This window comes from Butyrivibrio sp. FC2001, assembly GCF_000424125.1.
Classification (GTDB): domain Bacteria; phylum Bacillota; class Clostridia; order Lachnospirales; family Lachnospiraceae; genus Butyrivibrio.
Genome location: NZ_AUJH01000016.1, coordinates 71919 through 98900, shown reverse-complemented (window position 1 = coordinate 98900; position 26982 = coordinate 71919). Strand labels below are relative to the sequence as shown.

The window sequence follows — 26982 nt, the reverse complement described above, 5'->3', positions numbered from 1 at the left end:
GTGCTGTATTAGTTCATTGACTTGATGAGCTCCTGAGCAGCTCTCTCTGAATCATAATCTGCTGAATTAGCCTCTACATAACCGTTGTGGTTGTAGATAGAGATAACTTCCTTACCTGCGTCTGTGTTACCGATGTTGATGAATGCCTGTGAAAGTGCAGCCTTGAAAGCATCGTCCATAACAGGTGAAGTCTTGCTCACACTGATTGTGTCATTATAGATACCGTCTGTAACGCCGATAACGTTTGTCTCATCCCAGATGCTGGCTTCTCTGCCGTACTCTGAAGTCCACTTGTCCTCGTTGTCACGTCTTGCGTCTGCATAGCAGCAAAGAACGTCGATCTGACCAGAAGCAAGTCTTGCGAAAGCATTACCATAAGAATCAGCCTGAACAGCATGTGAAAGGTCTGTTACGTGCTTCTCATAGTTAGCCTGAAGCCAAAGTGAGGGATAAATATATCCTGCTGAAGATGAAGAGTTCATTACGCTCCAGTTAAGACCATCAAGATCTTCCCATGTAATCTCCTCGCCTGCGTTAACCTTAGCAGCTACAGCCTGACCAGCCTCTGAGGGACCTGCAATAATAAGTCCGCGGTAGAAAGTTACCTGCTCATCTGTGGGCTCTGTGGGCTTGTTGTCGTTCCAATCCTTAGCATTAGGGCTCTCGATTGAAAGACCGTCTCTTGTTGCTGTAAGAAGAACATCGCATCCGTCCTCGTAAAGTACATAAGTACCACCAGGGATAAGACCTATATCAATAGTACCTGCTGAAAGGCCCTCACCAACTGCTTCGTAGCTGGTTCCAACTGTGATGTCAACCTCGCCAACCTCGTAACCAAGTGTAGCAAGCTCGTCTGTAAGAAGTGCCTTAAGGGGCTCTGTAGCAGTTACGATCTCATCGGGCTCACGTGAAGGTACGAAACCAATTGTAAGCTTGTCAATCTTAACTGCCTCAGCGGGTGCCTCAGTAGCCTCTGCTGTCTCCTCTGAAGCTTCCTCTGTTGCAGCTGCATCTTCTGTAGCCTCAGTTGTCTCAGCAGTCTCTGTAGCCTGCTCTGTGGTCTCTGTGCTCTTTGCGCCGCATCCAGCGAGCATTGATACACAAGAAACGCCTGCGATCATCATTGCGAATAATCTCTTCATAATTCCTCCTACGAAAATTATAAAATTTTGCTCATAAAAAGAGCCCTTGCGGAATTCCACAAGAGCTCCTACAACTACAGATGAAATTATATTTGACATGAAAAATTATGTCAATGCGGCGTAGTAAAGCAAAACTTAAGAAATTCTTAAGTTTCCTCACCGTTGCTGAAAGTAGCGGTTTTACTTAACTCCAATCTCCCTTGTTGCGATAACATCAACTCCGGTTCCCGCAACATTTTTTACAAGAACGTCGCCTATATGAACAGGTGCCTTGGCAACAGTACTGTCGATTTCCTTCATGGCATCGAATATCTTATCCTTTGGGATGTTGCCTGCAGTTTTAACAGATACGCGGGGCTTATCGCCGCCCTCTATAACTGCAGTTGTTGTAACTGTACGCTCAGGATGTGTTACTTCGTTTCTGGCATATTTATCACCGATGGCGCAGGTGTTACCCTTTACGGAAATAACTTCACCATCCTCTAATTCAACTGTGATCTGGCAGCCCATAGGGCAGCCGATACATGTAAGATCTCTCTTTTCCATGGTTTACTCCTCCGCCTCGATTTTAATTGTTATCTTCTTAGGCTTTGACTCCTGAAGCTTTGACTTCTGAAGAATTACCTGTTCCATTTCTCCGGGGGCCATAATGCGCTTTTTATTGTGCATTACACGCTCGTCATCGAAGAATACACTCACGTATGAGTTCTTGAAAACTTCACCGACACGGAATCTTACGGTTAAGAGATCATCCATGCGATCTACGTTTATGGTTGAAGGAACTGTATAACGAGCACCGTCTGTAGCGAAGAGTTCAATCACTTCGCCGCTCTTTGCCTCGCCTTCCTTGACGAATTTTGCTGCGTTAGCACCTGCTCTCTTTGCTTCCTCGGAAACATAGTCAACCAGGTCATGAACGTGAAGAACGTTACCGCAGGCAAATACGCCGGGGATGTTGGTCTCAAGTGACTCATTTACAACAGGGCCTGAAGTAACAGGGCTCATCTTAACGCCAGCTGACCTTGAAAGCTCATTCTCAGGAATAAGACCACATGAGAGAAGGAGTGTGTCACAGGTATACCTGATTTCTGTTCCCAGAATGGGCTTTCTGTCAGGGCCAACCTCAGCTATAGTAACTGCTGTAACATGATCTTTTCCTTCAATGTCAACAACAGTGTGAGATAACTTAAGCGGAATTCCATAGTCATCAAGACACTGAACGATGTTTCTCTTAAGGCCTCCTGAATAAGGCATAAGCTCAGCCACTACCTTAACCTTAGCGCCTTCAAGAGTCATTCTTCTTGCCATGATAAGTCCGATATCACCGGAACCAAGGATGACTACTTCACGACCGGGCATATATCCCTCGATGTTAACAAGTCTCTGTGCTGTACCAGCTGAGAAAATGCCTGCGGGTCTGTATCCGGGAATATTGAGGGCTCCTCTGGGCCTCTCTCTGCATCCCATTGCAAGAATTACTGCCTTAGCAGGAATCTGGAACATTCCGTCTTCTCTGTTCATTGCTGTAACTGTCTTGTCTGCTGCTATATCCATAACCATGGTGTTGAGCTTGTACTCGATACCAAGATCAAGGACCTGTTTGATAAATCTGTATGCATACTCAGGACCTGTGAGCTCCTCCTTGAAGGTGTGAAGTCCGAATCCATTATGTATGCACTGGTTGAGGATACCACCAAGCTCGTGGTCTCTCTCAAGAATAAGAATACTGTCGTTTCCAGCCTCTTTTGCTGCTACTGCTGCTGCAAGGCCTGCCGGTCCGCCTCCGACGATTACAATGTCATATGTTTTCATGAGTGGCTTACCTCCCCTTTAGTTCTCTCTAAAATAATATTGGATTTTCCGCCGCTCTTTGTAATCTTCTCATACGGAAGTCCTAATTCTCTGTTAATTATTTCCATGGTTCTGGGGCTGCAGAAGCCTGCCTGACATCTACCCATTCCAGCTCTTGTTCTACGCTTTACACCGTCAAGTGAACGTGCTCCAAGAGGTCTGTGGATAGCATCAAGGATCTCACCCTCTGTGATGGATTCACATCTGCATACGATTGTTCCATAAGCGGGATTCTCTTTAATAAGAGCGTTCATCTCTTCTATTGAAAGACCCTGAGTACTCTTTATTCCCTTTCTTGTAGCGATCCAGTCTGCCTTTTCCTTAAGTCCCATCTTGTCCCTGAGCATGTTGCCTACCATCTTGCCAATAGCGGGTGAAGCTGTAAGTCCGGGAGACTCGATTCCTGCTACATCTATAAAGTCAGGAGCGTCCTTAACCTCCTCGATCACGAACTCGTGTCTCTCAAGGTGAGCACGAAGTCCCGCGAAGGAAGTGATGACATTTCTCAGAGGAAGATTCTTTACACTCTCATTAGCCTTGGCTGTAACTTCACCAAGTCCCTCTGCTGTTGTGTTGTTTCCTTCCTTATCCTCAATGTCGATAGCTGTAGGTCCAACAAGGACATTGCCGTGAACTGTAGGGGTTACAAGAACGCCCTTACCATACTTGGTAGGCTGCTGGAAAACTGTGTGAGAAACAAATCCGCCTACCTCTTTATCAAGAAGAAGATAATCTCCTCTTCTCTCGATGATATGCATCTTGTCCTCGCTTACCATGTTATGAATTCTGTCTGCATAAACACCTGCAGCATTTACAACTACGCGGCTCACATACTCACCGTTATTGGTTCTGATGTGCCATAAGCCATCCTCGCCCTTTTTGATATCTTCTACTTCAGTGTTAAATCTGAAATCAACGCCGTTCATGTTGGCATTTTCAGCCATAGCGATGTTGAGCTCGAAGGGACATACGATTCCACCTGTGGGTGCATAGAGAGCTCCGACAACCTCATCTGAAAGGTTGGGCTCCTTCGCAATGGCTTCCTCTCTTGTAAGGATCTCAAGACCCTTAACTCCGTTCTTAACACCTCTGTCATAGAGTGTCTTAAGTCCGTCTATCTCTTCCTCGTGTACACATACAACAAGGGAACCGTTTCTCTTAAAAGGAATGTCGAGATCCTTGGAAAGCTGATCCATCATCTCGTTTCCTTCAACATTCAATTTTGCCATAAGGGATCCTTCAGCTGCGTCAAATCCGGCATGTACAATTGCTGAATTAGCCTTGGAGGTACCCTCACATACGTCTTCACATTTTTCAAGCACACATGCAGATACGTCATATCTGGAAACTTCTCTTGCTACAGCGCTTCCGGAAACACCTGCACCTATGATTACGACATCATATATCATTTTTGTTTATTCTCCTTCTCTCTAATGGAAGTTCTGGTCTCAGGCTAAAGCCTTCGACAGAACAAGCTTCGATCACGCAAATTACAGATTTGCTATCTTAGCTTTTAGCCCAGCCTCTTGTTGAAGCTACTGCCTGCTTCCAGCCTGCGAGCTCTTTTTCTCTCTTCTCACTGTCCATAGTGCTCTTGAATTCCTTATCTACGGACCAGTTATTAAGAACGTCTTCCTTGTTCTTCCAGTAGCCTACTGCAAGACCTGCGAGATAAGCAGCACCCATCGCTGTTGTCTCTACGTTACTGGGTCTTACAACGCTTGTATCAATGATGTCAGCCTGGAACTGCATAAGGAAATTGTTCCTGGAAGCACCACCGTCAACTCTGAGACTTGTGAGCTTTTTACCTGTATCAAGCTCCATAGCCTTAAGTACATCTGCTGTCTGGAATGCCAGGGATTCAACTGTCGCCCTTATGATGTGGTACTTATTAACGCCTCGTGTAAGTCCAACGATCGCACCTCTTGCGTAAGGATCCCAGTAGGGAGCACCAAGTCCTGTAAATGCAGGAACAACGTAGCATCCGTTTGTATCCTTAACTCTTGTTGCAAAGTACTCTGAATCGGGAGCTGAGTCTATTGCTCTGAGCTCATCACGAAGCCACTGGATAGCAGCTCCTGCCACATACACAGAACCCTCGATTGCGTATGTAACCTCTCCGCCGATTCCCCATGCGATTGTTGTGAGCAGGTCATTCTTGGAATAAACAGGCTTGTCACCTGTGTTCATCAGCATGAAGCAACCTGTCCCGTATGTGTTCTTTGCATCGCCTTCCTCGAAGCAGGTCTGTCCGAAAAGGGCTGCCTGCTGGTCTCCTGCTGCGCCGGCAATTTTGATCTCGCCACCGAAGAACTCAGGATCTGTCTCTCCGTAAATGCAGCTTGAGGGCTTTGCCTCAGGAAGCATGCTCATGGGAATATCAAGGATCTCGCACAGCTCCTTGTCCCACTCAAGTGTATTGATATTAAAAAGTAATGTTCTGGAAGCATTAGAGTAATCTGTTACGTGAACCTTACCCTTTGTGAGCTTGTAGATGAGCCAGGAATCAACCGTACCAAAGCACAGCTCCCCATTCTCTGCTCTCTGTCTTGCTCCTTCAACATTATCCAAAATCCATCTTATTTTTGTTCCTGAGAAGTAAGGATCGAATTTAAGTCCTGTCTTCTGCTGGAACTTCTCAACGATGCCGGGAACCTCTTCCTTCATCTTCTCTGCGAAGTCTGCAGTTCTGCGGCACTGCCATACAATTGCATGAGATATGGGCTGTCCTGTTTTTCTGTCCCATACAATAACTGTCTCACGCTGATTGGTAATACCGATTGCTGCGATATCCTCGAATGTTGCATCTATCTTGCTCATAGCCTCACGAGCTACAGACAGCTGCGTCTGCCAGATTTCGCTGGCATCATGCTCAACCCAGCCGGGCTGAGGGAAAAACTGCGTGAATTCCTTCTGTGCACATGAGCAGATCTTGCCCTTCTGATCGAAGAGGATGCATCTGTTACTTGTTGTGCCGGAATCCAGCGCCATTACATATTTTGCCATTACTGTTGTTACCCCACCTTCAAGTTTTTACTAAATTTTATCTCGTTTTACCCTTTAATACTTGTCATATTCCACAAAAAAATAAGCATTTTAAACTACTAATTCTGTGTCAAAAGCACCTCGTTCAGGAAAACCGCAAGTCCCTCTGTATGGTCTATGCTCTCTGAAAGAGTACTCCTGACGAAAAAGTCATCCGATACCAGAGGATCGTACTGTTTATATGCTTTTATAAAGCGCTCCACACATCCCGAAATCTCAAACATGTAGCCAATAAGAACCACATTCTTAGGATCCAGCATGGTGATGACGTTTCTGATATTTCGGGCAAGCATGTCAATCTTGTCATCTATGATATCGCTGGCCTTCGGATTATCAAAAAGCTCTGAATTGAAAACACTGTCAACGTTCTTACCAAAAACGCTCTTAAGCTCCTGCTTTATCGCCTTTGTAGATACATAGGTTTCAAGGCAGCCCTTTCGCTTGCAATTACAGTCACGACCATCCTTAATGGCAATCATATGCCCTATCTCAGCTGCCATCTTGTTTGAACCCTGGTATATTTTTCCATCAATAATGATTGATGCACCAACACCGGGTCCCCACTTAAGGACGAAAAGATTGTTGACTGTTCTCCCAAGTCCGAAATAGATCTCTGTCTGGGCGTAGGCCTTAAGGTTATTCTCAACAACTACAGGAATTCCAAGCTCCTTCTTAATATAAGAAGCAACCGGTATGCTCTCTGTCCAGATGTTGTAGCTGTTAAGGCTTACTCCATTTTTCCTGTCTACGCTTCCTGGAATAGTCACAGCAGCTCCAAGAACCTTTTCCTTGACGATGCCGTTTTTCCAGAACAGCTTCTGACATTCATCAGTGATGTTCTTGAAGAATTCCTCAGGATCGATCTCCTTATCTGTCGGAAGTGAAGTGTTGCAAAGTACCTTTCCCTTCATGTCGGTAACAGCTATATACGTGACATCTGATTCTATAGCTATGCATAATACACTTCTGTATCCCGGATTGATATCGACAAGAATCTTCTTGCGGCCTGCTCGCTTTTCTTCGTTCGCTTCGCCAAGTTCGACTATCAAACCCTCTTCCATCAGCTCTGAACATATTAATGTAACAGAGGCGGCTGTTAAGCCAACCGTCTCTGCTATATCTTTCCTTGACATCGCCCCACTATTGTTGAGCAATAGGAGGATGGAAGAACGGTTACTCAGTTTTACGTTTTCTAAATTTATCCCCTGATATTTCATAAACTAAATCGTATAACACTCATTAGTAACGTACAACTTCTACATCAAGCATATTGCCCAATTTTTCGAGCTCTTCTGCAATATTCTTGTAAATTACTACGTAGTGCGGCTCCCATCCGTTTTTGATTGTTTCTTTAACAATTTTCTCTGCAGACTCGTTGGTCTGAACTACTATTGATGCACCGTTGAACTGCTTGGGCTTATCCATTACATTTCCTTCAGCGATGAAGAATCTGAACTTGCTCCGAATAGTTCTCTCCGCATCCGTAAATATGCTCGTCACGAGAGGTTTTAAAGGTAAGCCAGAATCTGTTTATCTTTGAACTCCCCCCCCGCATCTGATGTAAGCTCAGCTACGGTTTTACCTGAAACTGTCGTAACCTTAAGTGTCAGCAGTTCTCCGGTTTTGTCACATCTGTATACAAGACTTTCGCCATCATCTGTCTTAGCAGTTTCTACCAGGTTGCATTCCTGTTTCCAATTAATTTTATGCTTATATTTAAAGCTCCCACGCTTCATGGTGAATCTATTTTCGCCATTACCTACTGTTAGAGCAATCCTGCTAAAATCTATTGTTATCTCCTCCCTATTAAAAACAAACTAGAGGTTGATTAATTCTCTTAATCAACCTCTATCATTCTAATGTATGTATTTTGTTTTCTCAATTGTGAATATATAAAGAAAAAAATCCATGTAAATTGTGCATAAATAACATCCGCATATCCAGTAAATATGCGGATGTTCGAATATGCTCATTTATTGGTTAAATGTAGGAACAATTCAACAAGGAAGTTCTGCTCTCGGGCTATGCCCGAGACAGAACAAAGTAGTACACCGGCTCGAAAAGACCTCGCCTGTTGATTACTTTTTACTATTGTCAGCCATCATAGCGAGACTCCTTGCAATGGAGTCAAATGTATCATGTGTATTTGCTGAATCTCTGTCAGCGATCATAGCAAGGGTCTGGGAGATATCATTGAGAGCCATAACGATGTTCTCAAGGGAAGCCTTGGTAATCGCAGACTCATCACCCTTTTTTACTATCTGATCATATTTTAACATTCTTGCCTGCTGTAATCCGGATACTTCAGATACTCTGCTCATAATTCAAACCCCTTTCACTAAGAAATAAGTTACTAAGTTAATGATAATCCAACACATTGAAAAAAACTATTAAATAAGAATTATCTATTATTAAAATATGTATTACTCAACTATCTGACCGTAGAACAGGACCTCCTTTACATTTCCGGAGGTCATAATGTAATACTTGAAGGGCTTGGTGGCGAAGAATTCCTTAGGCGGATTCTCATCAATATCAAGAGCCGCTCCAACCATGGCCATTTCCGTATCCGCTGAAGCTTCAACACCATTTTCATCAGTAATGATCTTCGTCTTCTGGATGATATCAGAAACGAAAAATCCCGAATCACTACTCATTGCAGAAAAATCCGCCTCCGGTGCAAATGCACTCTTTGCGCCTCTGCTCTGAAGGAAATGAACAAGCTCCTTCTTTTCAAAGGAGGTCTCTGTCTCAAACTTGGGTAGCATCACATGAACCTTTTCATCCGATGCCTTAGACAGCTTGCCCTGGAAGCCTTCGGTATCACCAAGAATGCAGGCCATCTCCACGTCTCCGCTTAAGCTCATAACAAGAATCTTGGACTTGGGATCCTCGTAGAATTTGTAGTGATCTGTCTTATCCATGAATTCCTTCTTGATGCAGCATCCGTCATAGGACATAAAGTCGTCCTCCCCGGTAGCCTCCTTCTCGAACTTCCTGATCCATGATGACTTCAGATAAAGTGTATTCACAAGGACTAAATCCTTTTCAGACAGATCATTTGCAATCGTGGGAATAAGGCCATCTGTTCCTTCGTTTACCCAGTTGTTAACAGCGTCTGTGATTTCATCAGCGGCAATATCCTGAGCCTCTGCCCCATAGTGATTCTTAATATAATCCTTATAATCAGGTGAGAGCTCACCCTTAAGCTTACTATTGTGCCACGCGGAATTCAGCATCTTAAAGGCAAAGTCATCAGCAGAGGTATCAGGCGCATTCACCATGGCGTTGTACCACATATTCATCTCTGCTTCATTCGAAAAACCGGCAGCCTTAAGCAGCTCTGACTTAGTATCTGAATCAGCACCCGCCACAGCAAGCCCGATAACCGCTCTTAGGGATGCAGGTGAAACCATATAATTCTCGTTTCTGTAGCCTTCATCCTCAAGAAAATTGATAAGTCCGCGGTCAAATTCAGACAGCTTAAGCTCACCATTTCCCGTGCTGAAAGCTATACCGGCAGTCTCTTCCTCCTCTTTGGGCGCAGGTTCCTCGGCAAGCTCTGCAATAGCACTCATATCTATTTCATCCGGATCGGAAGTCTCCTCCTCAGCCGGCTTTACAGGCTCAGGCTTTACAACCTCCATTTTGGACTCAGGAGCTTTAGCCTCATCTGCATTATTTTCGGCTTCTTCAGAGGTCTCTTTTTCCTCATCCTCTTTTAATTTATGACCCAGATATATGATGGTTACGAACGTTGCAAAAACCAGGCCGCCACAGGCCGCTACAACCAACAGCCACTTTAGAATTTCGGTCATCATTTTCCCTCCGTTTTTTCATCTGACAGCTATCTCCTCGGATGTTTATTCCCCTCTTTTTTCCTTTGCCAAAAGCCACGCCATAATGTGCACGCTCTGCTGAAACTCTCCTCTTTTTATGATTTCTTCAAGATTCTCTCTTGTGTTTATTTCAACGTTTAAAAATTCCGTATCATCAAGATTTTGACCCGACACCTTTTTGCAGTTCGTTGCCATATAAACATAGGCATAATTATCTGCTATCGTCGCATTGGAAGGTACCGTTAACAGATGAGTCCATTCATCTGACACATAGCCCGTCTCCTCAGTAAGCTCGCGCTTTGCAGCATCAAGGGCAGCCTCACTGTCCTCAGAATCATTACCAAAGCTCCTGGCTGTCTTAGCAGCATTATCCCTGTACTCTTTTCCATCGTTTCTCTCAATGCCGCCTGCCGGAAATTCCGTGGTCACTTCACGAATCCCCTGTCTGTACTGACGCACACAGATAAGATTCCCCTCAGTATCAAAAGGAACAATTACCACATAATCTCTTCTGCTGTAGCTGTAATAGGGCTCAAACTCTGAGCCATCCGGGAATCTGAAGGCAGACTCCCTGAAATCAATCCATTCATTCTGAACAAGATGCTTTGTTCTTACCTCTTCCCATGCGAGGTCTTCTCTTTTTCTATCCATAATCAGTCTAAAATCCTTTGCGGCATAAAATCTAAATAATCGCCCGAAACCAGGCTGTACTTTATTCCATCAACTTTTCCCAGAAGGCTGTCGTGGAACCTCTCTTTTCCGTGACAGTGAGCATATATCACCTGCTCTGCACCATAGGCTCTTGCCATCAGTGTGAATCTGCTCTGCCTCTCACCTATTTCAGTGGGCGGGTAATGCAGGAACACGATGAACTTCTCGAACCCTTCAGCCCTTGCAGCTTCGAATGAAGCTTTAAGTCTTTTGGCCTCGCGCTCTATCAGCATGTCCGCGTGCTCCCTGGTATCAAAGCCCTCATAGCAATAACCCTTTGTTCCCACTATCGCATAGTCCTTGTAAGGATAAAAATTGTTTTGCAGGAAAAACAGCCTGCCCTTATATAAATCGTTCAGCTTCTGGGTTTTCTTTGCATTCCAGAAGTTATCGTGATTGCCTCTTATAAGTATTTTTCTGCCGGGGAGATTCTCAATAAATCTAAGGTCCAGCTCGCACTGCTCAAGTCCCTTTCCCCAGCTGTGATCCCCCACAAGAACAAGGGTATCCTCTTCAGTCATTATTTTATTGCAGTTCTTTTCTGTTTTTCTCTCATGACCTCTCCACGCCTTGCCAAAAATATCCATCGTCTTATCCGACTGAAAGGCAAGATGAAGATCGCCCAGTGCATATAACGCCATAACTACTCCGGTTCTACACATTAAACTAAATCCGGGTAGTACATCCTGAACCACCCGGATATAAGTTATTATCCAATATAATTATGCACGTGTCAAAAGGTCCTACTGCGAACTTAAATCCGCTTGTTTTCTCACTCTGCAGCTGCTATAAAGGTGCCTTCATTGCACGCCGGAAGATATACGGAATTGAACATTCTCTTGTGCATATAGTTATCTGCATCCGAGAGGTTATAGTAGTCATAAACCGTAGGATCCTGGTCATCCCAGGTGCAGTCTACATTGTAGTAATTGCCATCGAGCTTTATGATATTCCAGGCATGGAGCTCTCCCGCGGAGCCTGCGCAAAGGTATGTGGGAACACCCAGCCTTTGCATCAGATACTGGAAGGCTTTTGCATAGCCAGCACATACTGTATTATTGCCAACTATGGCGCTGTAGGCACTCTGATCCAGCGGATTGTGCTTATAGGTAAGCTTATTAGCCAGAAAATCGTGGATATACAGCTCCTTGGAATAATTGTCAGGAAGCCCTGCTGCCCCTGCAACAATAGCCTCTACCTGTGACTGGAACTCCCGATTGGCTGCCGGTATGTTGTTTATTCTGTCATAGTATCTAAGTCGCAGCTTTATCGCTGCTCCGTTGTAATCAAACTCCTGATAAAAAGTGGTATCAAGCCAGAAGAGCTCCGGATGATCAAACACAACGCTAAGGATTATCATCTGCATTGTATTCATATTCACCTGCTCTATCGGCCTGAAGGTTGTATTCAGATTAAGGGTATTGGCATATATCTGTCTGTAAAGAGCTTTTCCCGTATCATTGAGCATGTGGTAATAGGGATAGTACTCCGTGCTGAAGTCAAACTCATCACCGAGGTATCCATAATCTGTACTGTTGATCGCCTGATTGGCAAGTCCCGGATCAGTAAGCTCTACAATATCAGGTTCAAAAGCTGCATAACCGCTTTTCCCAGCAGGTATTCCAGGTGCGTAAACGGGAGTCATCTCTTCCTCTGATGCCTTTACGTCATCCGATGATTTCGTCTTGGTTGATTCAGTCTCAATACTAACTGAGATTTTCTTTTTGCCTTTTCCTGTAACGGCATTGGCAATGGCATCAGCAGCATTCGCAACATCCTCAACAGTAACATCTCTCTCTGCGAGGTTATCCACATTTGTTGCTTCCAGCTCATTTATCGCATCTGATAATCCGTTTACCGCATTGGTTATCATCGCGCCAATTCCCGAAGCATTCTCGGTTTCCTCAACCTCTACCTTCTCTTTCTTTTCTCTCACACCATATATATAGTCCCAGTCAGGAACCTCTACATAGTATTTATTCGAGGTATCAACCTTTACCTCTTCCTCGTCAGCAGGCTGCAGTAGCTCTCCTACCCACACGCCAATATCGGGGTTTGCAACACACGCAAGTATCGCCATAACCCCGGCCGTAATAAGCCCTAATATTCCATAAGCTAAGCTCTCAACTACCTTCATAATAATCACATCCTTGTGTATGAAATGTTAATCCGTTAACCGTAACCCCTCTAACAAAAAAGGGAGCAATATGCCCCCTTTTCACTATTATTATATGAAATTACGTATTCCTTTGATATTAAATTACTATAAAAAATCACTTAACCTTTTTATACAGATAGTAGTTAAATTCCATACCATCCCACCCATAAACCTCTTTGTCAATGCACTCGTAGTGGTCGTTTATGGAGGCAGGGATGTGATCGCGGACGAGGACGTAATCTATAAGTCCCTCACGAACGTATCTCTCCTGCTCAAGGTATGGATTATTTTCAGGTTCCTCAATGCTCAAGGTCTGTGTCTGGAACCAGCGGCAGCTGGGAACGATATCGCATAAGGTATAGAGGCCTGCATCAAGACATCCCACATTCAGGAGCGTCGGATTCTCATTTTCCATAACCTCATCACGGAAGCGGTACATAAAATAATCATCCCGGCTCACCTTCCTGAAGGGTACATTCATTGAGTTAACATCCACGAAAATCGTAGCAAGTGACATGCATATCAGAGCAGTAATAAATCTCATGCCAATTCTGTCACTTCTTGTTCCCTTTTCAAGAAGGTGCTTCGCAGCAAGTCTTCCTAAAAGAGCAAAGCCCATCACGGCAAAAACTGAAAGCGGCAGTGAATAATAGGGAAGGTCCCTTCCACCTCCAAAGAATCCAAGGAACATGAACACAAACAGTACCGGTACAACCAGTCGTGAAAGCAGTTTTTGTCCCTTATTCAAAATGCCATACACCATCCCAACTATCACGAATACGAAGTATTGCCAGTCATCAATGATAAGCCAGTACAGGGTTTTGATAAGATACATGACTCTTCCCATTATGCCCGCATCTGCTCCTTCAACCTTGGTATATACAAAGACATTCACATAGACGTAGCCCCAGTACCACTCATAGAGTCCGCCCTGAACACCGAAGTAGATTAGCCACGGTACAAATGGTAAAAACATTCCAAAGAGGAAAACCAAGCAGGCCTTGATGCCCCTTACAATCTCCTTATGTGCAAGGTATGAAAAGAACACCATCATCATCCATGCAAAGTAAAATCCAAGTCCGGTGAATTTGATATTTGCAATAAAACCTGCGAGAATACCGCCAAAGAAAACCGCCTTAAAGGGCATCGTTTCTTTATTGTATCGATTTTTAAAATAGTCCAGAATCAGATACAATCCCCACACATAAAAGGGAAGGCATATTTCCTCAGCTGCACCGCCCCACCAAAAGCTTCTGGAGCAGACAACTGTTGCAAAGGTAAACACAGAGAAAATCGCAGAGGATACTATTCTATGTTTTCCCGTATATAGTCTTATTATTCTAAAAAATCCTATCGCATCAAAAAGCCCCAGAATTATTTCCAGGATATAGACTCCTGCAAATGTGGTGTGAGACACAAGATAAGCCAGGCCATAGAAAAAGTACAGATACATTCCCTTTTGGTCGAACACATCTCTGTAGGGCATTTTCCCGTTAAAAATGGCTTTCCCCATAGAAAAGTAACTGTTGGCATCATCCCAGTTGTTCAAGGGATATAAAAATGACGATCTCGATGCCAAAAGAAGGCAGAGGAAAACCGAGAGCAGCATATAAAAATATATTCTTAGCTTTGTCTTTTTAGGCATAACGGATACTCCTGGTATGTAATCAAAAGCTTCCCCTTCATGATTTAGAAAGTGTACTTCTCCATATTGCCAGAAGCACAAAAAGCATTGCTGTTGTAAGGGGATGCGGGCCGTTCATCATTGACTGAGCTATGTATCCAATAATACCTATTGATGCATACACCCTCCCACCTTTAATATCTGTGTTTTTTATTACACCTTTTAAAAAGTCCACAATGATACACAAATATATTCCAAGATAAGATAACGCGCCTAATGCTCCTGTAGTCAGAAGATATTCTATAAGATCATTATGAGCATTATCCAGGAAATAGAAATCTCCATAGGCTTCTACAATTTCAAAATAGAAATTTCTTGAGATCTCATCTATACATCCCGGGCCAATTCCAATCAGCTGCTGCAATAGCTCATTATCCCAGAATGAGCTGACTGCTATATACCACAAAAGTCCTCTTCTATTAAGGAAATACATATCAAAGTTCTTTACACAGTGAACAACAACTGCAATAAATAGAACAACAACACACGCCAGGTAAATCCAAAGCCCATAGCCCATTATTTTTTCCAGTTCCTCGGCTTTGAACTTAAGTTCCAGTGCCATATGGATAAGTAGAAGAACAAAACATATTCCTCCAACAACCATATGCACATTATGTCCAAGCAAAACAGGTGAAACAACATCCAGCTTTATCTCTGGTCTGTAAAGGATAATGACTCTCGCAGCAAATCCTGCTACGGCGAATAATATTCCGCTAATGAGTAGCCCCATATATCTGTTCACTTTTCTAAGACAAAAGGCAACAATAAAGATATAGGCTGTACCAACTCCGATATAAATACTATCAGCATGGGTGAGGAACACATTAAGATATCCCAAAAACAAAACAATAGCCGCTGCTGTTCTCTTAAAACCATTCTCTGATGAAACAAATATTATTACCATTATAGGAATAATAATTGAAAGGTACCCGCAGAACTGATTTGCATTCCCTAAAGTGGAGGTATAATGATTTTTCCAGATATCCTCAACACTAGCCAATGCTCCAAGCGGGTCAATCCACAGATCATTTAATACAGCTATGATCATCGCTATTGTTCCGCCAAGCATCATTCCATAAAAAGGGAAAATGTCATCTGGCTGCTCTTTGGATGAAATAAAATACATTATACAAAGAGCTACCAGCATAGCTCCGCCAACGTACCAGGCTCCAAGACCTGATAAAGCTTCAAATTTGTATTCAGACAATGCAGAAGAAGCAAGGCATACTATTCCAAATATCCCCACAAAAAAATCTAAAGCAGATATTTTCTCTTCAGAATCAGAAAGCAGCTCCTTAAACGCATCCTTAAATGAGCTGGATTTCATTTTGACGATGAATTCCTTTATAAATAGTGTAAGGAACATCGCCACCCCTACTCCAATACTGAACCAGACAATATTTGCTTTGTCCGTCAGAATCTGTTTAAAGCCTTTGGTCATATACAAAGGCGCCACCATAAGTATCAATAAAAAATAGACACGTGAAACGGTCTTTCTGGTAAGTGAGATTTTCAAAGAACTTCCTCCCCAACAAAACTATTTACATAAAGAATAGCACAAATCCTCCAAACAAAGAATAAGACTGACAGGCTAAAATAGCCTTGCCAGTCTTATTTGTAATTACTTTTTTAAGAGTTCTGATTATTTCTCTCTCTTGAATGTAACCTGCTTGCCAGCGCTCTTCTTAAGCTTATTAACGATCTTGTTAAATTTCTTCTTGCTTACGCCCTTGATAACAATCTTCTTACCCTTGAAGCCCTTAAGAGCCTTTGAGCTGATCTTGCTAGTCTTAAGCTTCTTAGCATTGATCTTAACTGTCTTAGCCTTCTTAGCGCCGCTGAACTGCTTCTTTGCGAGCTCTTCAAGTTCGCAATCTCTTAAATCGATTGTCTTAGCCTTTGAGCAGTTTTTGAAAGCCTTGGAGCTGATCTTTCTTACCGGTAAACCGTTAACAGTACCAGCGATCTTAACTGTCTTAGCATCACTCTTAACTTCAGTAATTGTAACTGTGTTGTCGGCTTCCTTCTTAACGCTCTCTTCTACTGCGCCATCCTTAACCGTAGCAACTTCACCCTTATCAAACTTTTCCTGAGTATCCTGTTCAACAGTGACACTTGCTGTAACAGCCTTGAAATCAACGTTTGCTGCGTTTCCTACTGCAGGAGCAGCAGTTGCTACGAGTACTGCCGCAAGGGCAGCTGCAAAAAATCTCTTCATAGTTCTTTTCTCCCTTACAAAAAAATTTGTTTTGTGACATAAAACATAATTTAAGTATAATTTTCTGACAATACGATGTCAATAGTATCTAATAAATTTTATTACTTTTTTACGTTAATTTCACAGCCACATCAAAATGTTTTTTCCATAAGAATTGCACTATATTTAGTGTTTTCATCGAACTAATTACATATATTTTTAGTATACATTATTTATTTCTCACGATGAATCATGGCAGCTTTAGTTCCTGCTAACAGCACCATCAATACCGGGAATTCCATAAGATAATAGTAGACATACCTGAAAGCAAACGCTATTGGGGTTGCCATCATTATAACCACCCAGTTAAGGAGCATCGGAAAAAGAATTATTACATATCTCTTTTTGCCGTATAAAAATAGCGAAAGAATAATAAAGAAAAGCATCCAGGTGTAATTACCTGCAATTCCTATAATGCTCCAGACAGCTCTGTAGTAATTACTCACAATGCCATCAACTACCTCGGGTAGTAACGATACCTGGTAGATTCCAAATTCATTTTCTTCAATATCCGTAACACAGGACTGCCATAAGCCTATTTCTTTATCCTCCCAAAAGCCATATGTATTTAGGAGATATGCCTCAATGCAAAGATCCGGATTATTTATAAATACTCTGAAATAAGCTCCTAAAAATTCCATTCTATGAGAATTTAAAAATGTGGAATTCAAGCCATGATCAATATTATACTTTAAATTGTCACTACACATCGGTGCATATGAAACATTAGTCTCTGAGTCCGTCCAACCGCCCTCTTCTGGAAGAATCTGGTTCAAAAACTCCCTGTCATCAGGTTCTATATCTCCATCATAAGCGTATACCATCGCTATCTGCTGCAATATAGGTCCCACGCTCTCCGCAAAATTATGCTCTACTCCTCCCATAAGCCCTCTGGTTAGAAGCATCACTACCGCAACGCTAACACTTCCGGCTATCGCATACTTTCTTCTCATATTTTTTGAAAATAGTATAAGAGTCAAGACTAAACAAGGAGCAACTATGAATCCATTATTTCTTGAAATCATTGTAAAGATAATGAGTACGCAGAACATAATCATGCGTAGTTTCTGATTTTGGAAGCTGCCTGTAGCCTCTTTATACATAAAGGGCAGCCACATAAAAATCGCCAGAGAATACCACATATCCTTAACCATCGTAAAGGATAAAAGAGCATAAATTGGATGTAATGCAAAAAGTGCCCATACCACAAATACCATTACAGGACTTTCAACTTCACCATAAAGCCAAGTAATAATGTATGAAAAAACCACTGCCGTTATTATCATCTGCAAAACGCAAAACAAGGCAACGCCTAAATTAGGATATCCTATAAGCATCCCCAGTTTTATACAGCCATACACAGCAAAGTTGAATATTATTGGTGACACATCCGAAGCCCTGACAGGCCCAGCCCTTAAAGCATACAAAGCATCATATCTTATTATGGTCCCGGGAAAAAATGAAAGATATCCAATTCCCCATATAATCAAAAATGAGCAAAATAAATATAGAAACAGCTTCTTTTTATCAAGGAAATCGTCAAGCTTAACCTTAGCGCACACCTTTCTGATCAGCTGCGCAACGCATGGCAATACTCTGATAAGCCCTCCGACCATTGGCATTAAAACAAATGCCCCAACAAAGATCATTACTATGTCTATAGCCCATATTTCATCCATATAGTTCTCAGATACTGAGGCGTTGAGATTATCAGTCGCTGAGACCTTTTCCCTTACAACCACCATAAGAGAGTATAGCAGGCAGAATACTCCTATAGGTATCATATTTGCCTTTTTTATCTCATGGTCAAAGTCACCGAGAATACATATAGTACTAATAAAGATCAGACCTATAAGAATATAAGCAGATCTTATATATGCATAGTTTTGGAAAATTATAAGTAATGGAATATAAACTAACAGCTTTACAAGTTTATTTTTATGTAACCAGTCTTCTGCTGTAATTCTCACCCCTTAGTTAACCCCCAATTCAAACTCAAAAAGCTGCTCTATGGATTTTAAATATTCGGCTTTATTGCCATAAACCGCAAGTAACGGTGCATATGCATCTCGTCCACTTATTCTGAACATATAGCTATAATTCTTAAAGTATTCTGAATATGTCTTAGAAAAATCAAGGATACCTTTCTGAATTTCCTTCATACCTTCAGAATTATAGTCCGCTTCTCCGAATGAAAGATTTGTCCTATCTCCGCTGCAAAAGCCCTTAAACTGAGGTGTAGGCGATGATAGCAACAGTTCCCAATATACATTGTGATTAACGTTAGGATTATGCTTTTTCCATACATCACGGTTGTATCCGGAAGAAAACATATATGCACAGAGACTCCCATTCTGTAGGAAAGCTTCTGACACATCAGCCTCAAAATTGTTAATAGAATTAGTTCCCGCAACTACTCCTATTAGCTCGCATGGAATATGCCATGCATTCTTGACAAGATATTTGAGAGATACAAAACCGCTACCGGCCCATCCAATGTCAACAACTGCTGCCCTCTTGCTACCTTTAAGAGCATCCTCATAGTACTTTTTAGCAGCCTCCTGTTGCACAGAATATTCCGATATAACTTCATCCCATCTGCTCTCAACAAATACTCTAAGCTTTGCCTTGTTATTGGATGTCAATTCTTCATCCAGCTTCATTCCGCCCTCACCGACTAACGGAATAAACTTATCAAGTTCCATGGAACGCAGCACATTTTCTATACTGCAACCACTTCCAACCTTATGATCCACAAATCTTCTGAAATAATCATGCCTGTCATAAGCTGCCATCAGCTTAAGAGCTGCCTTCCTGGACCAATATACATAAACAGTATTATCAGGTCCATATATATTATCATAGACCTGCTTCAAAATATCTCCATCTCTTGAGAGAAAGAGAATTTTGTCTATGCCACGATTTTCAAATAACTCATGAATATAATAACAATACCCAAGCACAAAAAGCCCGCCATAAATAAATCCATATTCATATTCTCTTGAAAATATCGCATTTCTATTATATATACTGGTATTAACAATTCCTCTGTAGGCGCTCCCAACTATGTAAGACATATCACCCGGTCTGTATATTCGGCCTTCAGCGTTAACATTAGGATAATGAATTGCCTCTATTCCACTCTTTCTGGCATTCAACACATCAGAAGCATCGTTGTCGCCGATATGAACTATTGATGTGGTCCCCATATCCTTCTTCACATGTTCATATAAGGATCCCGATGCTTTATTTATCCGAAGATCACATGACAGATATAATTCTTTATAGCCATCAAAGCCCTGACCGCGAAGAATATCATCAAGAAGCTTCGCAGGGAGATACATGTCAGAAGTGATAATAATTGTCTTACCTTCCATTCTAAGCTTATCCCAAAGCTTCTTCATAAAAGGATTAGCTCTACATATATCCAGCTCTGTCTCGCATTCGGCAGCCATCCCGTTTTCAATATCCCAGCCAGTCTCTGCATTTAATTCTTCCCATATTTCTCTCAAGGTAACTTCACTATGCCCATTTTCTACAAGCGACTTTTGCCTTGCCCGTACTTCAGCTTTTTTTCGCTGATTCTTAAAATCCATAAGATCAAGTTTCTCACCTATAAGATAGAAAACATCCGTAGGATCTGAAAATGGCCTAAAGATCAGCGTATCAAAAATATCAAAGGACACTACCTCATATTTACCAACAGCTTCATAAATATCATCAATAGTAATAGCTGGGTATTTCTTAGCATAATGCTCAGATTCGCTTATTCCTACAGGAGGCTCAATGGTCTCATAAATCTCTCTCCCCGGCATAATTTCATACTTTTTAACTCGTAGTACACGATAAGCGAAATTCATCCACAAAAGATAAAACCACGACAATACCTTTCGCACGCCTGTGGCTTCATCATGATACTCGTGGTATCTGTAATTTATCCCCGGAATTTCATTGACTAGCAAATTATAAATTTTAAGTCTCATTCTCTCCACCAACAACTCATTCTGCCAATTCTAATAAAAGTCTGTCTGCTTCATAATCATCATCTCTTGTCAAAATCAGTTTTTGAGTTTTATCATCCAGAGCAAGATAATATTCTCCATGCATTAGATAATACTCACCATCATCTTCGGAGAGTTCCCACCTTTGTGCATCTGAATAGTTCTTTTTGAATACCTGGATTTTTTGTCCTTCGAACACATTCCCATCAGGGATATCCAGCATATAGGTCTTACTTTTATCTGAAATATAGCAATAATTATCATATTCAGAAAAGGTTATTTGAACGGTTTTTGCAATATTAGTTGATATCTTTAATATACCATTGTTTTTCTTATTCTTTGGTTTTTCTATGTCAACTGCCTTCCCATCTGAACTCACTATGTAATACTCTCCATCCGGTAGCCTTAACATTTTACTCTTCTCAACATATTCTTCATATTCATCCGTATCCTCTCCCCTTCTCAAAACAGCATCTATAATATTGATGTTCCCAAGTTCTATTACTAATACAATAAGAAAAAGAATGTAGAAAAAAGGTGCCTGCTTTTTTACACAAGCTGGAAAAGTCGGAATACAAAACCTCCCCATTCCCTTTTCCTGCTTTCCCCTATTTTCAGAAGCCAAAATGACATCCCTAAACATAAGAATTGATTCTCGATATCCCAAAACAGACAATGGTAGTAACAACATAAAATAAGGTAAAGTATATTGTCCCTTAGCTTCCCAGAAGGTATGGAATACAAAACCTCCAATAAATGTCAAGGCAAATTGAGTAAACACAACACTTTTCTGTCTCCTAAAGCAAAGATATAACAAAGCCCCCATAAGAATTATGAAATGCCATATATTTACTACTATTAGCATCCTGGACATTCCCACAACTGAGTCAATTCCCCTAAATATCTTTGAGTAATTGATATTACTGCCCATAACCTTATTGATCCAAACACCTTCAAAATCAGGATTATTCCATTGAGAAGCATTCTTCCCACCAAAAAATGCAATGGCCATTTGAGGATTATCCAAAAATTCCTTTGTTCTTTTCTCAAGATATTTAGTCACTAAATCTTTTTGTTTATCCGTATCATATCCTGCCTTTTTATATGTTTGAGAAAGATAGGAATTCCACCAGCCGTCGTACAGTTCATCATTCTCCTGTAATCCTATTGCCAAATATGCCATAGGAGTCATTCCTTTGCCAATTTTCTTCCCTGTAATATCTGTTGCAATTTTATTAACAAGCATGGTATTAAATAGCAATATCAAGACAAGTGCAGCACCAATTACTAAAATCCTCTTTTTCTTACCGCCATTTTTAATAAACAAGATGATAGAAAAAATAATATTAGCAATAAGAAAAATCATATAATTGCTTTTTATAGTAACAGCAACTATTGATGCCATAATTATCAATAAAACATATCTAAGCTGTCCTTTTTCACTAAATATATACAAATATTTTGTTGCAATGACCGAAAGGCATAAACCGATAAGTGTACCGTATACAAAAGTCATATAATAATAGACCGGCAAAAACATAAATGAAAATAGTAGTATCAAAGCACCCGTAATTCTACTGTTTCCATTCAGATCAGACATATCTGTGAACACTTTAAATATCAAAGTAGCAGCTACAACATTTAATATTTGAAAGACAAGATAATTATTCCCACCCAAAATATGATTTCCAAAATATAACATGATAACTATTCCCAACTGGTGAGGACAAGAATCAAGGTAACCACCTTTATCCAGCGCAGAATAATCATGATGCATCCACTCATTGGCTATATCACAAATTATGCGCTGATCAGCACGCGGCACATTTTGGAGCAAAATCACTATAAGCAGTCCCAGAATAAAAAAGAAGCTCAAAAGAACTTTTTTAATTTTTTTATAAAACTCTTCATCGGTATTTATACGATGAACAAACCTCTTACAACGATTTCCTTTGCAATAAACCGTACCGCATATAATTATAACTAAAAGAGCAGCTACAAAATTAGTAACAAAAGAATCCTCGCACAGATATGCATGTTCAACTGTACGACAAATATTTATGATTGTAGTGGAAAAAGCCGCTAGCAAACAAAGATACCCCACTAAAAAAATCATTAAGGCATTTATGCTTTTCATCACAATTCCATATATTTTTTTAAACATTTTAATTCCCCATATTATAAATTATTAGTAGCCCTTACAACCAAAAACCTTTTTTCCTTTTCACGCTTTTTCTTCCAATATAGCCAGGTGACGATCCTCCAAAGAACCGCATTTTTATATCTATTTCCACTTAGCTTTGAGAGCTTTTTATGGTATTTTTCTGAATCCAAACCATTCAGATAATCGATTCCTTTAAGATAATCCGCCATTCCAAGAATCCCATAATATTCCGCCATATAGTCACCTAGAGCATGAAAACATGAAATCTTATTAAACCACCACTCATACTCTTCCTTCCTAGAATTCCATAAATTGTATTTCTCATTTACATATAATGGATTACGTAAATCATAATATTGAATTATCGAATTTTGCCTATAAACAGCAGTCTCATGCCACACCTGAATGCCATTTAAAATAATAGGGCTGCCGCCACCTGAATTAAGGAATCTTAGCCCATACTCAACATCGTCACAGTGAAGAAAAAATGGAACAACATCATTATCTTTGCAGAAATCATATGGGTAACAGCAAAACCACCAACCACCATATTCTGCATCCATGGGTTCATTTATACTTTCAAAAGAATCACCTTTCATGTCCTGCATAAAACCTACATGCATAAGATTACTGTTATTCCAAACCTCCGCAGCGGTGTATTGAACTGAAGGCTGATCCAAGCAAAACATCCTACCTGCAACACTTCTATAATAATGCTTGGGTTTCATATATGTTAATAACGCAAACAATCGATAAAAAGTCTCCGGCAGAAAATCCGCATCATCATCCATAAAAATCACATGAGTAAACTTATTATGCGAAGCACGAATCTCCTCAAGTCCCTTTTGAAACCCTCCTGATCCCCCAGTATTAACATTATGAACAACTCTGAAAAAATCATTATTTACCTGTTCTAACTCAGCTCCATTGTCTACAATAAATACGTGAAGATGTCCATAATAATCTGCTTCATCCGGATTAAAAAACTTCATTGTCAACAGTCTAGCAATATTGCTTTTAATCTGGTTTACCCTATGGTAGGTACATATATTAAGAGCCATCGACACATCTCTGACCGAATTTATTTCTGCAGGAAGATACCCTGTCTCACCTGCTATATCAGTCTCCCTGACCCACGAAGAAATTCCAGTATATTTTTGCCATGTATCCGAATCAAAATAATTCAGATAATCATTTATATCATTGCATATTTCGTTTTCAGTAATTATATGTTGCACAAACATAAAAACTCCTGTTGCCAGAATATTAATTCTTTAGAATCACATCATTGCAATTTCTCATGTATCTTATGCTTTTTACTCTTATAGAAAAATATTACACAGATGTACATCACAATCCCCAACAGCGAAAGCAGTATTCCTTCTTTTTTGTAGGGTGTTCTATAATAGAACAAGATTTCATGTTCTCCTTCATCTACTAACATTCCGATGTAATGGGCATTAACAAGCAACACCTCTCCTTCCACGCCATCAATGTACCCTTTCCATCCCTTCGAATAAGGTGTCGCTACACATAGTAGCTTTTTACCATCAAGATTACACTTCCCATAAATTGTATCAGTTGAAATTTGAATATTATCGAGCGTATCCTGCTTCAATCTTTCTATTTTTTCTTTGTAATCTGCCATTGGCACTGTATATACCGTAAGACTGTCAAACATGTATCTACCACGCTTTGGAAATGTAATCGTTACAGTAGTCACAGTTTTTTCCGCATATCCCAAATTGGTTATAAAATCATGTCTTCCACTTGAAAATCTTGCTTCAGGTTGCAAATAGTTTATTTTTTTCTTGCTTCCCGTATCAGATTCAATACTAACATTCACATTAACTATAGAATTCCAATACTTTTTTTCCTGCTTTATTTCAAATTGCCTATTGCGATCTAATTTATCCCATGCAGTCTTATCATATAAATTATTGGGATCAATTTCTTCATTTCCAAAATATAAATCGTATTCCGGTGTACCATAAAACCTTAGTCCTTCAAAACCAACATACAGTTCCTCCTTATCAATCTCATGTTCAAATGTCAGGACCATTCTAGTATCATCAGCTGTTGTTAATACCCCTTGATCAATAAAGGATATTTCTCCCTCTAATCCAGCTGAATATGGAACAATGTAATCATTCATCTCATTAGTATATTCATTTAAATCTTCAAAATCCTCCTCAACACAGGCAGCATCCAATAGCGTTTCTTGTTTTTGCACTGGGTTAAGTGTATCCCACTCGTAATCAGGAATGTATGAATCATAAAAATAGCCTAACGGAAGATCATATTTATTTTTGTAAACTGTATATTCTTCATCCTTATCAACGACGTCATAACCATAAGGAATAATATTTTCTTCTTTATTATGAACAACGAAATACTTAGACGCTGATAAAGTCAATGGTGTTGTTCGATCATCATATCCAACATATTTGTAATATTTTGATTCTCTCATTTCAAGATCTTGCCGATATTCATTCATATATGGATTGCTATTTGACCAATAATATTGTGTAGTTGAAACTTTATTTACCATATTTGTATTAATATCAAGATTATTTCCCGAATATCTAACATATGCATCATCTGAAACAGACTTAACTTTTACTGAATCATTATAATTCCAATCGTCCCATATCTTTCTATTTTCTTTAAACTCTTTAACATAGTTAGCTGTTTCAGGAGAAAAATGCCAAAATGCAACATTAACAATGCTAATCATTACCATAAGTAGCAAAAAGCATTCCTTTATATATCTCTTAGAAATAATAATATCATTATGAATTCCTATCAAAGTTATAAACAATAAAGATATTGCAGAAAATGCAGCTGTGTTTCTAGACTTTCCACAAATAATACAAATCACATAGAAGCCAATCCCTCCTGCAAAAAGCGCTCCCCATCTCCTATTAGACAGTTGTAACAGTTCATCCCATTCCTTAGCCAAAATATATGCACACAATAAAGCAAAGGCCCAAATCCACCGGTTTGTCGCATATTGCATTCCATTAAGAATACGTCCTCCCAAAGGAAACAAAAGCACCAACAAACTACATATAAATAATACTTTAAGGATACCGTCTGACTTCTTAAAAAAAAGAATAAAAACTGCTAATACAACCGGTAACGCAAACCCCATACATGCCCAATTTGGAGCGTCATATGTAATTATAGCCCCTGGTAGCATACTATAATGTATGGGTTCGTAAACCCAATGAAACGGCTGTGAAATTGACAATCTACTATCTGACATAAACATCATCAATACCGGCAGAAATATCATACCAGCCATACATACCCCAACCACAGCGTATATCCCCAATTTGAGCAATTGCACTAATAAGCTCTCAATACTCTTTTTATAAATAAAAAGCAATCTTATAAAAACATATACAATTGTCAGTATTACAATCATGTAAAAAAAATAAAGATTACAAATGGCTGCTATGGCTATTGAAATAATAAAAAGATACGGTTTTTCTTTTGATATTATTTTCTCAATTCCTAATAAAATGATTGGAAAAAGAATCATAGGATTCAAAAAATAAGGATGTCTAGCTGCATTTAAAAGTCCGAATTCACAAAAAGAATATGCAAGTGATGCTGCTAAAATTCCTTTTTTACCAATTGATTTATTATGAAAGCACAATTCAGAAAAAGCCATTCCAGAAAGATATAACCGAAAAATACAAGAAGCCGAATAAAAAATATGCATATATTCATAAGGTACCAAAACGGATAATAAAGCTATTGGGTCTCCTATAATATAATAATGCAACGTACCAAGAATATCTGCACCTTCACCAATATAGAAATCCCAATCAGGAATAACAATATGGTGCTCCCTGACTAAATGATGTAAGATTTCCTTCAGATATTCTGAATAATATACTAACGCTTTAAAATGCTGATCCCAACCGTCTACCATCCATATCAAAGATCTTCCAGTAAAAAAGAACCACGAAAAGCCACATAAAGCAAGTATCAAGAAACACAACGTATATATGGAATAATATCTTTTTTCCCAATCGTTAGTGAATAAATTCTCTAATTTAGCTTTCACTCCATTCATCTCCAGCTAACCTCCAAAATAGCCTCTCTATCAAACATATTTA

Annotated in this window: 21 protein-coding genes; all 21 read right to left on the bottom strand. The window is 40.2% G+C overall.

What is annotated here, in order from left to right; translation table 11 throughout:
* Positions 1–8: 8 nt before the first annotated feature.
* The gene (locus tag G601_RS0110080; protein ID WP_026665264.1) at positions 9–1142 is read right to left on the bottom strand and encodes a phosphate/phosphite/phosphonate ABC transporter substrate-binding protein; all 1134 of its coding nucleotides are present in this window, start codon (positions 1140–1142) and stop codon (positions 9–11) included.
* A 180-nt stretch (positions 1143–1322) separates the two neighbouring features.
* Entirely contained in the window at positions 1323–1688 is a 366-nt protein-coding gene (locus tag G601_RS0110075) for a DUF1667 domain-containing protein (protein ID WP_026492574.1), read from the bottom strand.
* Between the two features lie 3 nt (positions 1689–1691).
* Positions 1692–2954 carry an NAD(P)/FAD-dependent oxidoreductase gene (locus G601_RS0110070; protein WP_026665263.1) on the bottom strand — a complete coding sequence of 421 codons (1263 nt, stop codon included), beginning with the start codon at positions 2952–2954 and terminating at the stop codon, positions 1692–1694.
* The gene (locus G601_RS0110065; protein ID WP_026492576.1) at positions 2951–4399 is read right to left on the bottom strand and encodes an NAD(P)/FAD-dependent oxidoreductase; all 1449 of its coding nucleotides are present in this window, start codon (positions 4397–4399) and stop codon (positions 2951–2953) included. Before G601_RS0110065 ends, G601_RS0110070 begins: the two co-directional genes overlap by 4 nt.
* Positions 4400–4499: 100 nt before the next feature.
* Positions 4500–5999: a glycerol kinase GlpK gene (gene glpK / locus G601_RS0110060; RefSeq protein WP_026492577.1), complete on the bottom strand. Its 1500-nt coding sequence runs from the start codon at positions 5997–5999 to the stop codon at positions 4500–4502.
* A gap of 98 nt (positions 6000–6097) precedes the next feature.
* On the bottom strand, positions 6098–7255 hold the full coding sequence (locus tag G601_RS0110055) for an ROK family transcriptional regulator (protein ID WP_026665262.1): 1158 nt from the start codon (positions 7253–7255) through the stop codon (positions 6098–6100).
* Between the two features lie 22 nt (positions 7256–7277).
* Positions 7278–7538: a hypothetical protein gene (locus G601_RS0110050; RefSeq protein ID WP_155834508.1), complete on the bottom strand. Its 261-nt coding sequence runs from the start codon at positions 7536–7538 to the stop codon at positions 7278–7280.
* A gap of 8 nt (positions 7539–7546) precedes the next feature.
* On the bottom strand, positions 7547–7774 hold the full coding sequence (locus tag G601_RS0110045; RefSeq protein ID WP_026665261.1) for a hypothetical protein: 228 nt from the start codon (positions 7772–7774) through the stop codon (positions 7547–7549).
* 342 nt (positions 7775–8116) lie between these two features.
* Positions 8117–8359 (bottom strand): hypothetical protein, encoded by a 243-nt coding sequence (locus G601_RS0110040; RefSeq protein ID WP_026665260.1) that lies wholly within the window; start codon positions 8357–8359, stop codon positions 8117–8119.
* Between the two features lie 102 nt (positions 8360–8461).
* Positions 8462–9859, bottom strand: coding sequence for a serpin family protein (locus G601_RS0110035; RefSeq protein ID WP_081673484.1), 1398 nt, complete (start codon positions 9857–9859; stop codon positions 8462–8464).
* A 42-nt stretch (positions 9860–9901) separates the two neighbouring features.
* Positions 9902–10528: an NUDIX hydrolase gene (locus G601_RS0110030; RefSeq protein WP_035786642.1), complete on the bottom strand. Its 627-nt coding sequence runs from the start codon at positions 10526–10528 to the stop codon at positions 9902–9904.
* A gap of 2 nt (positions 10529–10530) precedes the next feature.
* On the bottom strand, positions 10531–11229 hold the full coding sequence (locus tag G601_RS0110025; RefSeq protein WP_026492584.1) for a metallophosphoesterase: 699 nt from the start codon (positions 11227–11229) through the stop codon (positions 10531–10533).
* Positions 11230–11360: 131 nt separating this feature from the next.
* A complete protein-coding gene (locus G601_RS0110020) occupies positions 11361–12725 on the bottom strand; it encodes a transglutaminase domain-containing protein (RefSeq protein ID WP_026492585.1) in 1365 nt (454 codons plus the stop codon).
* 136 nt (positions 12726–12861) lie between these two features.
* Positions 12862–14391, bottom strand: a complete 1530-nt coding sequence (locus G601_RS0110015) for a hypothetical protein (RefSeq protein ID WP_026665258.1) — start codon at positions 14389–14391, stop codon at positions 12862–12864.
* Positions 14392–14428: 37 nt separating this feature from the next.
* Entirely contained in the window at positions 14429–15946 is a 1518-nt protein-coding gene (locus tag G601_RS0110010; protein WP_026665257.1) for an O-antigen ligase family protein, read from the bottom strand.
* Positions 15947–16072: 126 nt separating this feature from the next.
* Positions 16073–16648 (bottom strand): leucine-rich repeat protein, encoded by a 576-nt coding sequence (locus tag G601_RS0110005; protein WP_026665256.1) that lies wholly within the window; start codon positions 16646–16648, stop codon positions 16073–16075.
* A 212-nt stretch (positions 16649–16860) separates the two neighbouring features.
* Positions 16861–18657, bottom strand: coding sequence for a DUF6020 family protein (locus G601_RS0110000; protein WP_026665255.1), 1797 nt, complete (start codon positions 18655–18657; stop codon positions 16861–16863).
* Positions 18658–18660: 3 nt separating this feature from the next.
* Positions 18661–20670 (bottom strand): HAD family hydrolase, encoded by a 2010-nt coding sequence (locus G601_RS0109995; protein ID WP_155834507.1) that lies wholly within the window; start codon positions 20668–20670, stop codon positions 18661–18663.
* Positions 20671–20686: 16 nt separating this feature from the next.
* The gene (locus G601_RS0109990; protein WP_026665253.1) at positions 20687–22852 is read right to left on the bottom strand and encodes a hypothetical protein; all 2166 of its coding nucleotides are present in this window, start codon (positions 22850–22852) and stop codon (positions 20687–20689) included.
* Positions 22853–22866: 14 nt separating this feature from the next.
* Positions 22867–24090, bottom strand: a complete 1224-nt coding sequence (locus G601_RS0109985) for a glycosyltransferase (RefSeq protein WP_196808857.1) — start codon at positions 24088–24090, stop codon at positions 22867–22869.
* A 47-nt stretch (positions 24091–24137) separates the two neighbouring features.
* The gene (locus G601_RS0109980; protein ID WP_026665251.1) at positions 24138–26939 is read right to left on the bottom strand and encodes a YfhO family protein; all 2802 of its coding nucleotides are present in this window, start codon (positions 26937–26939) and stop codon (positions 24138–24140) included.
* Positions 26940–26982: the final 43 nt, after the last annotated feature.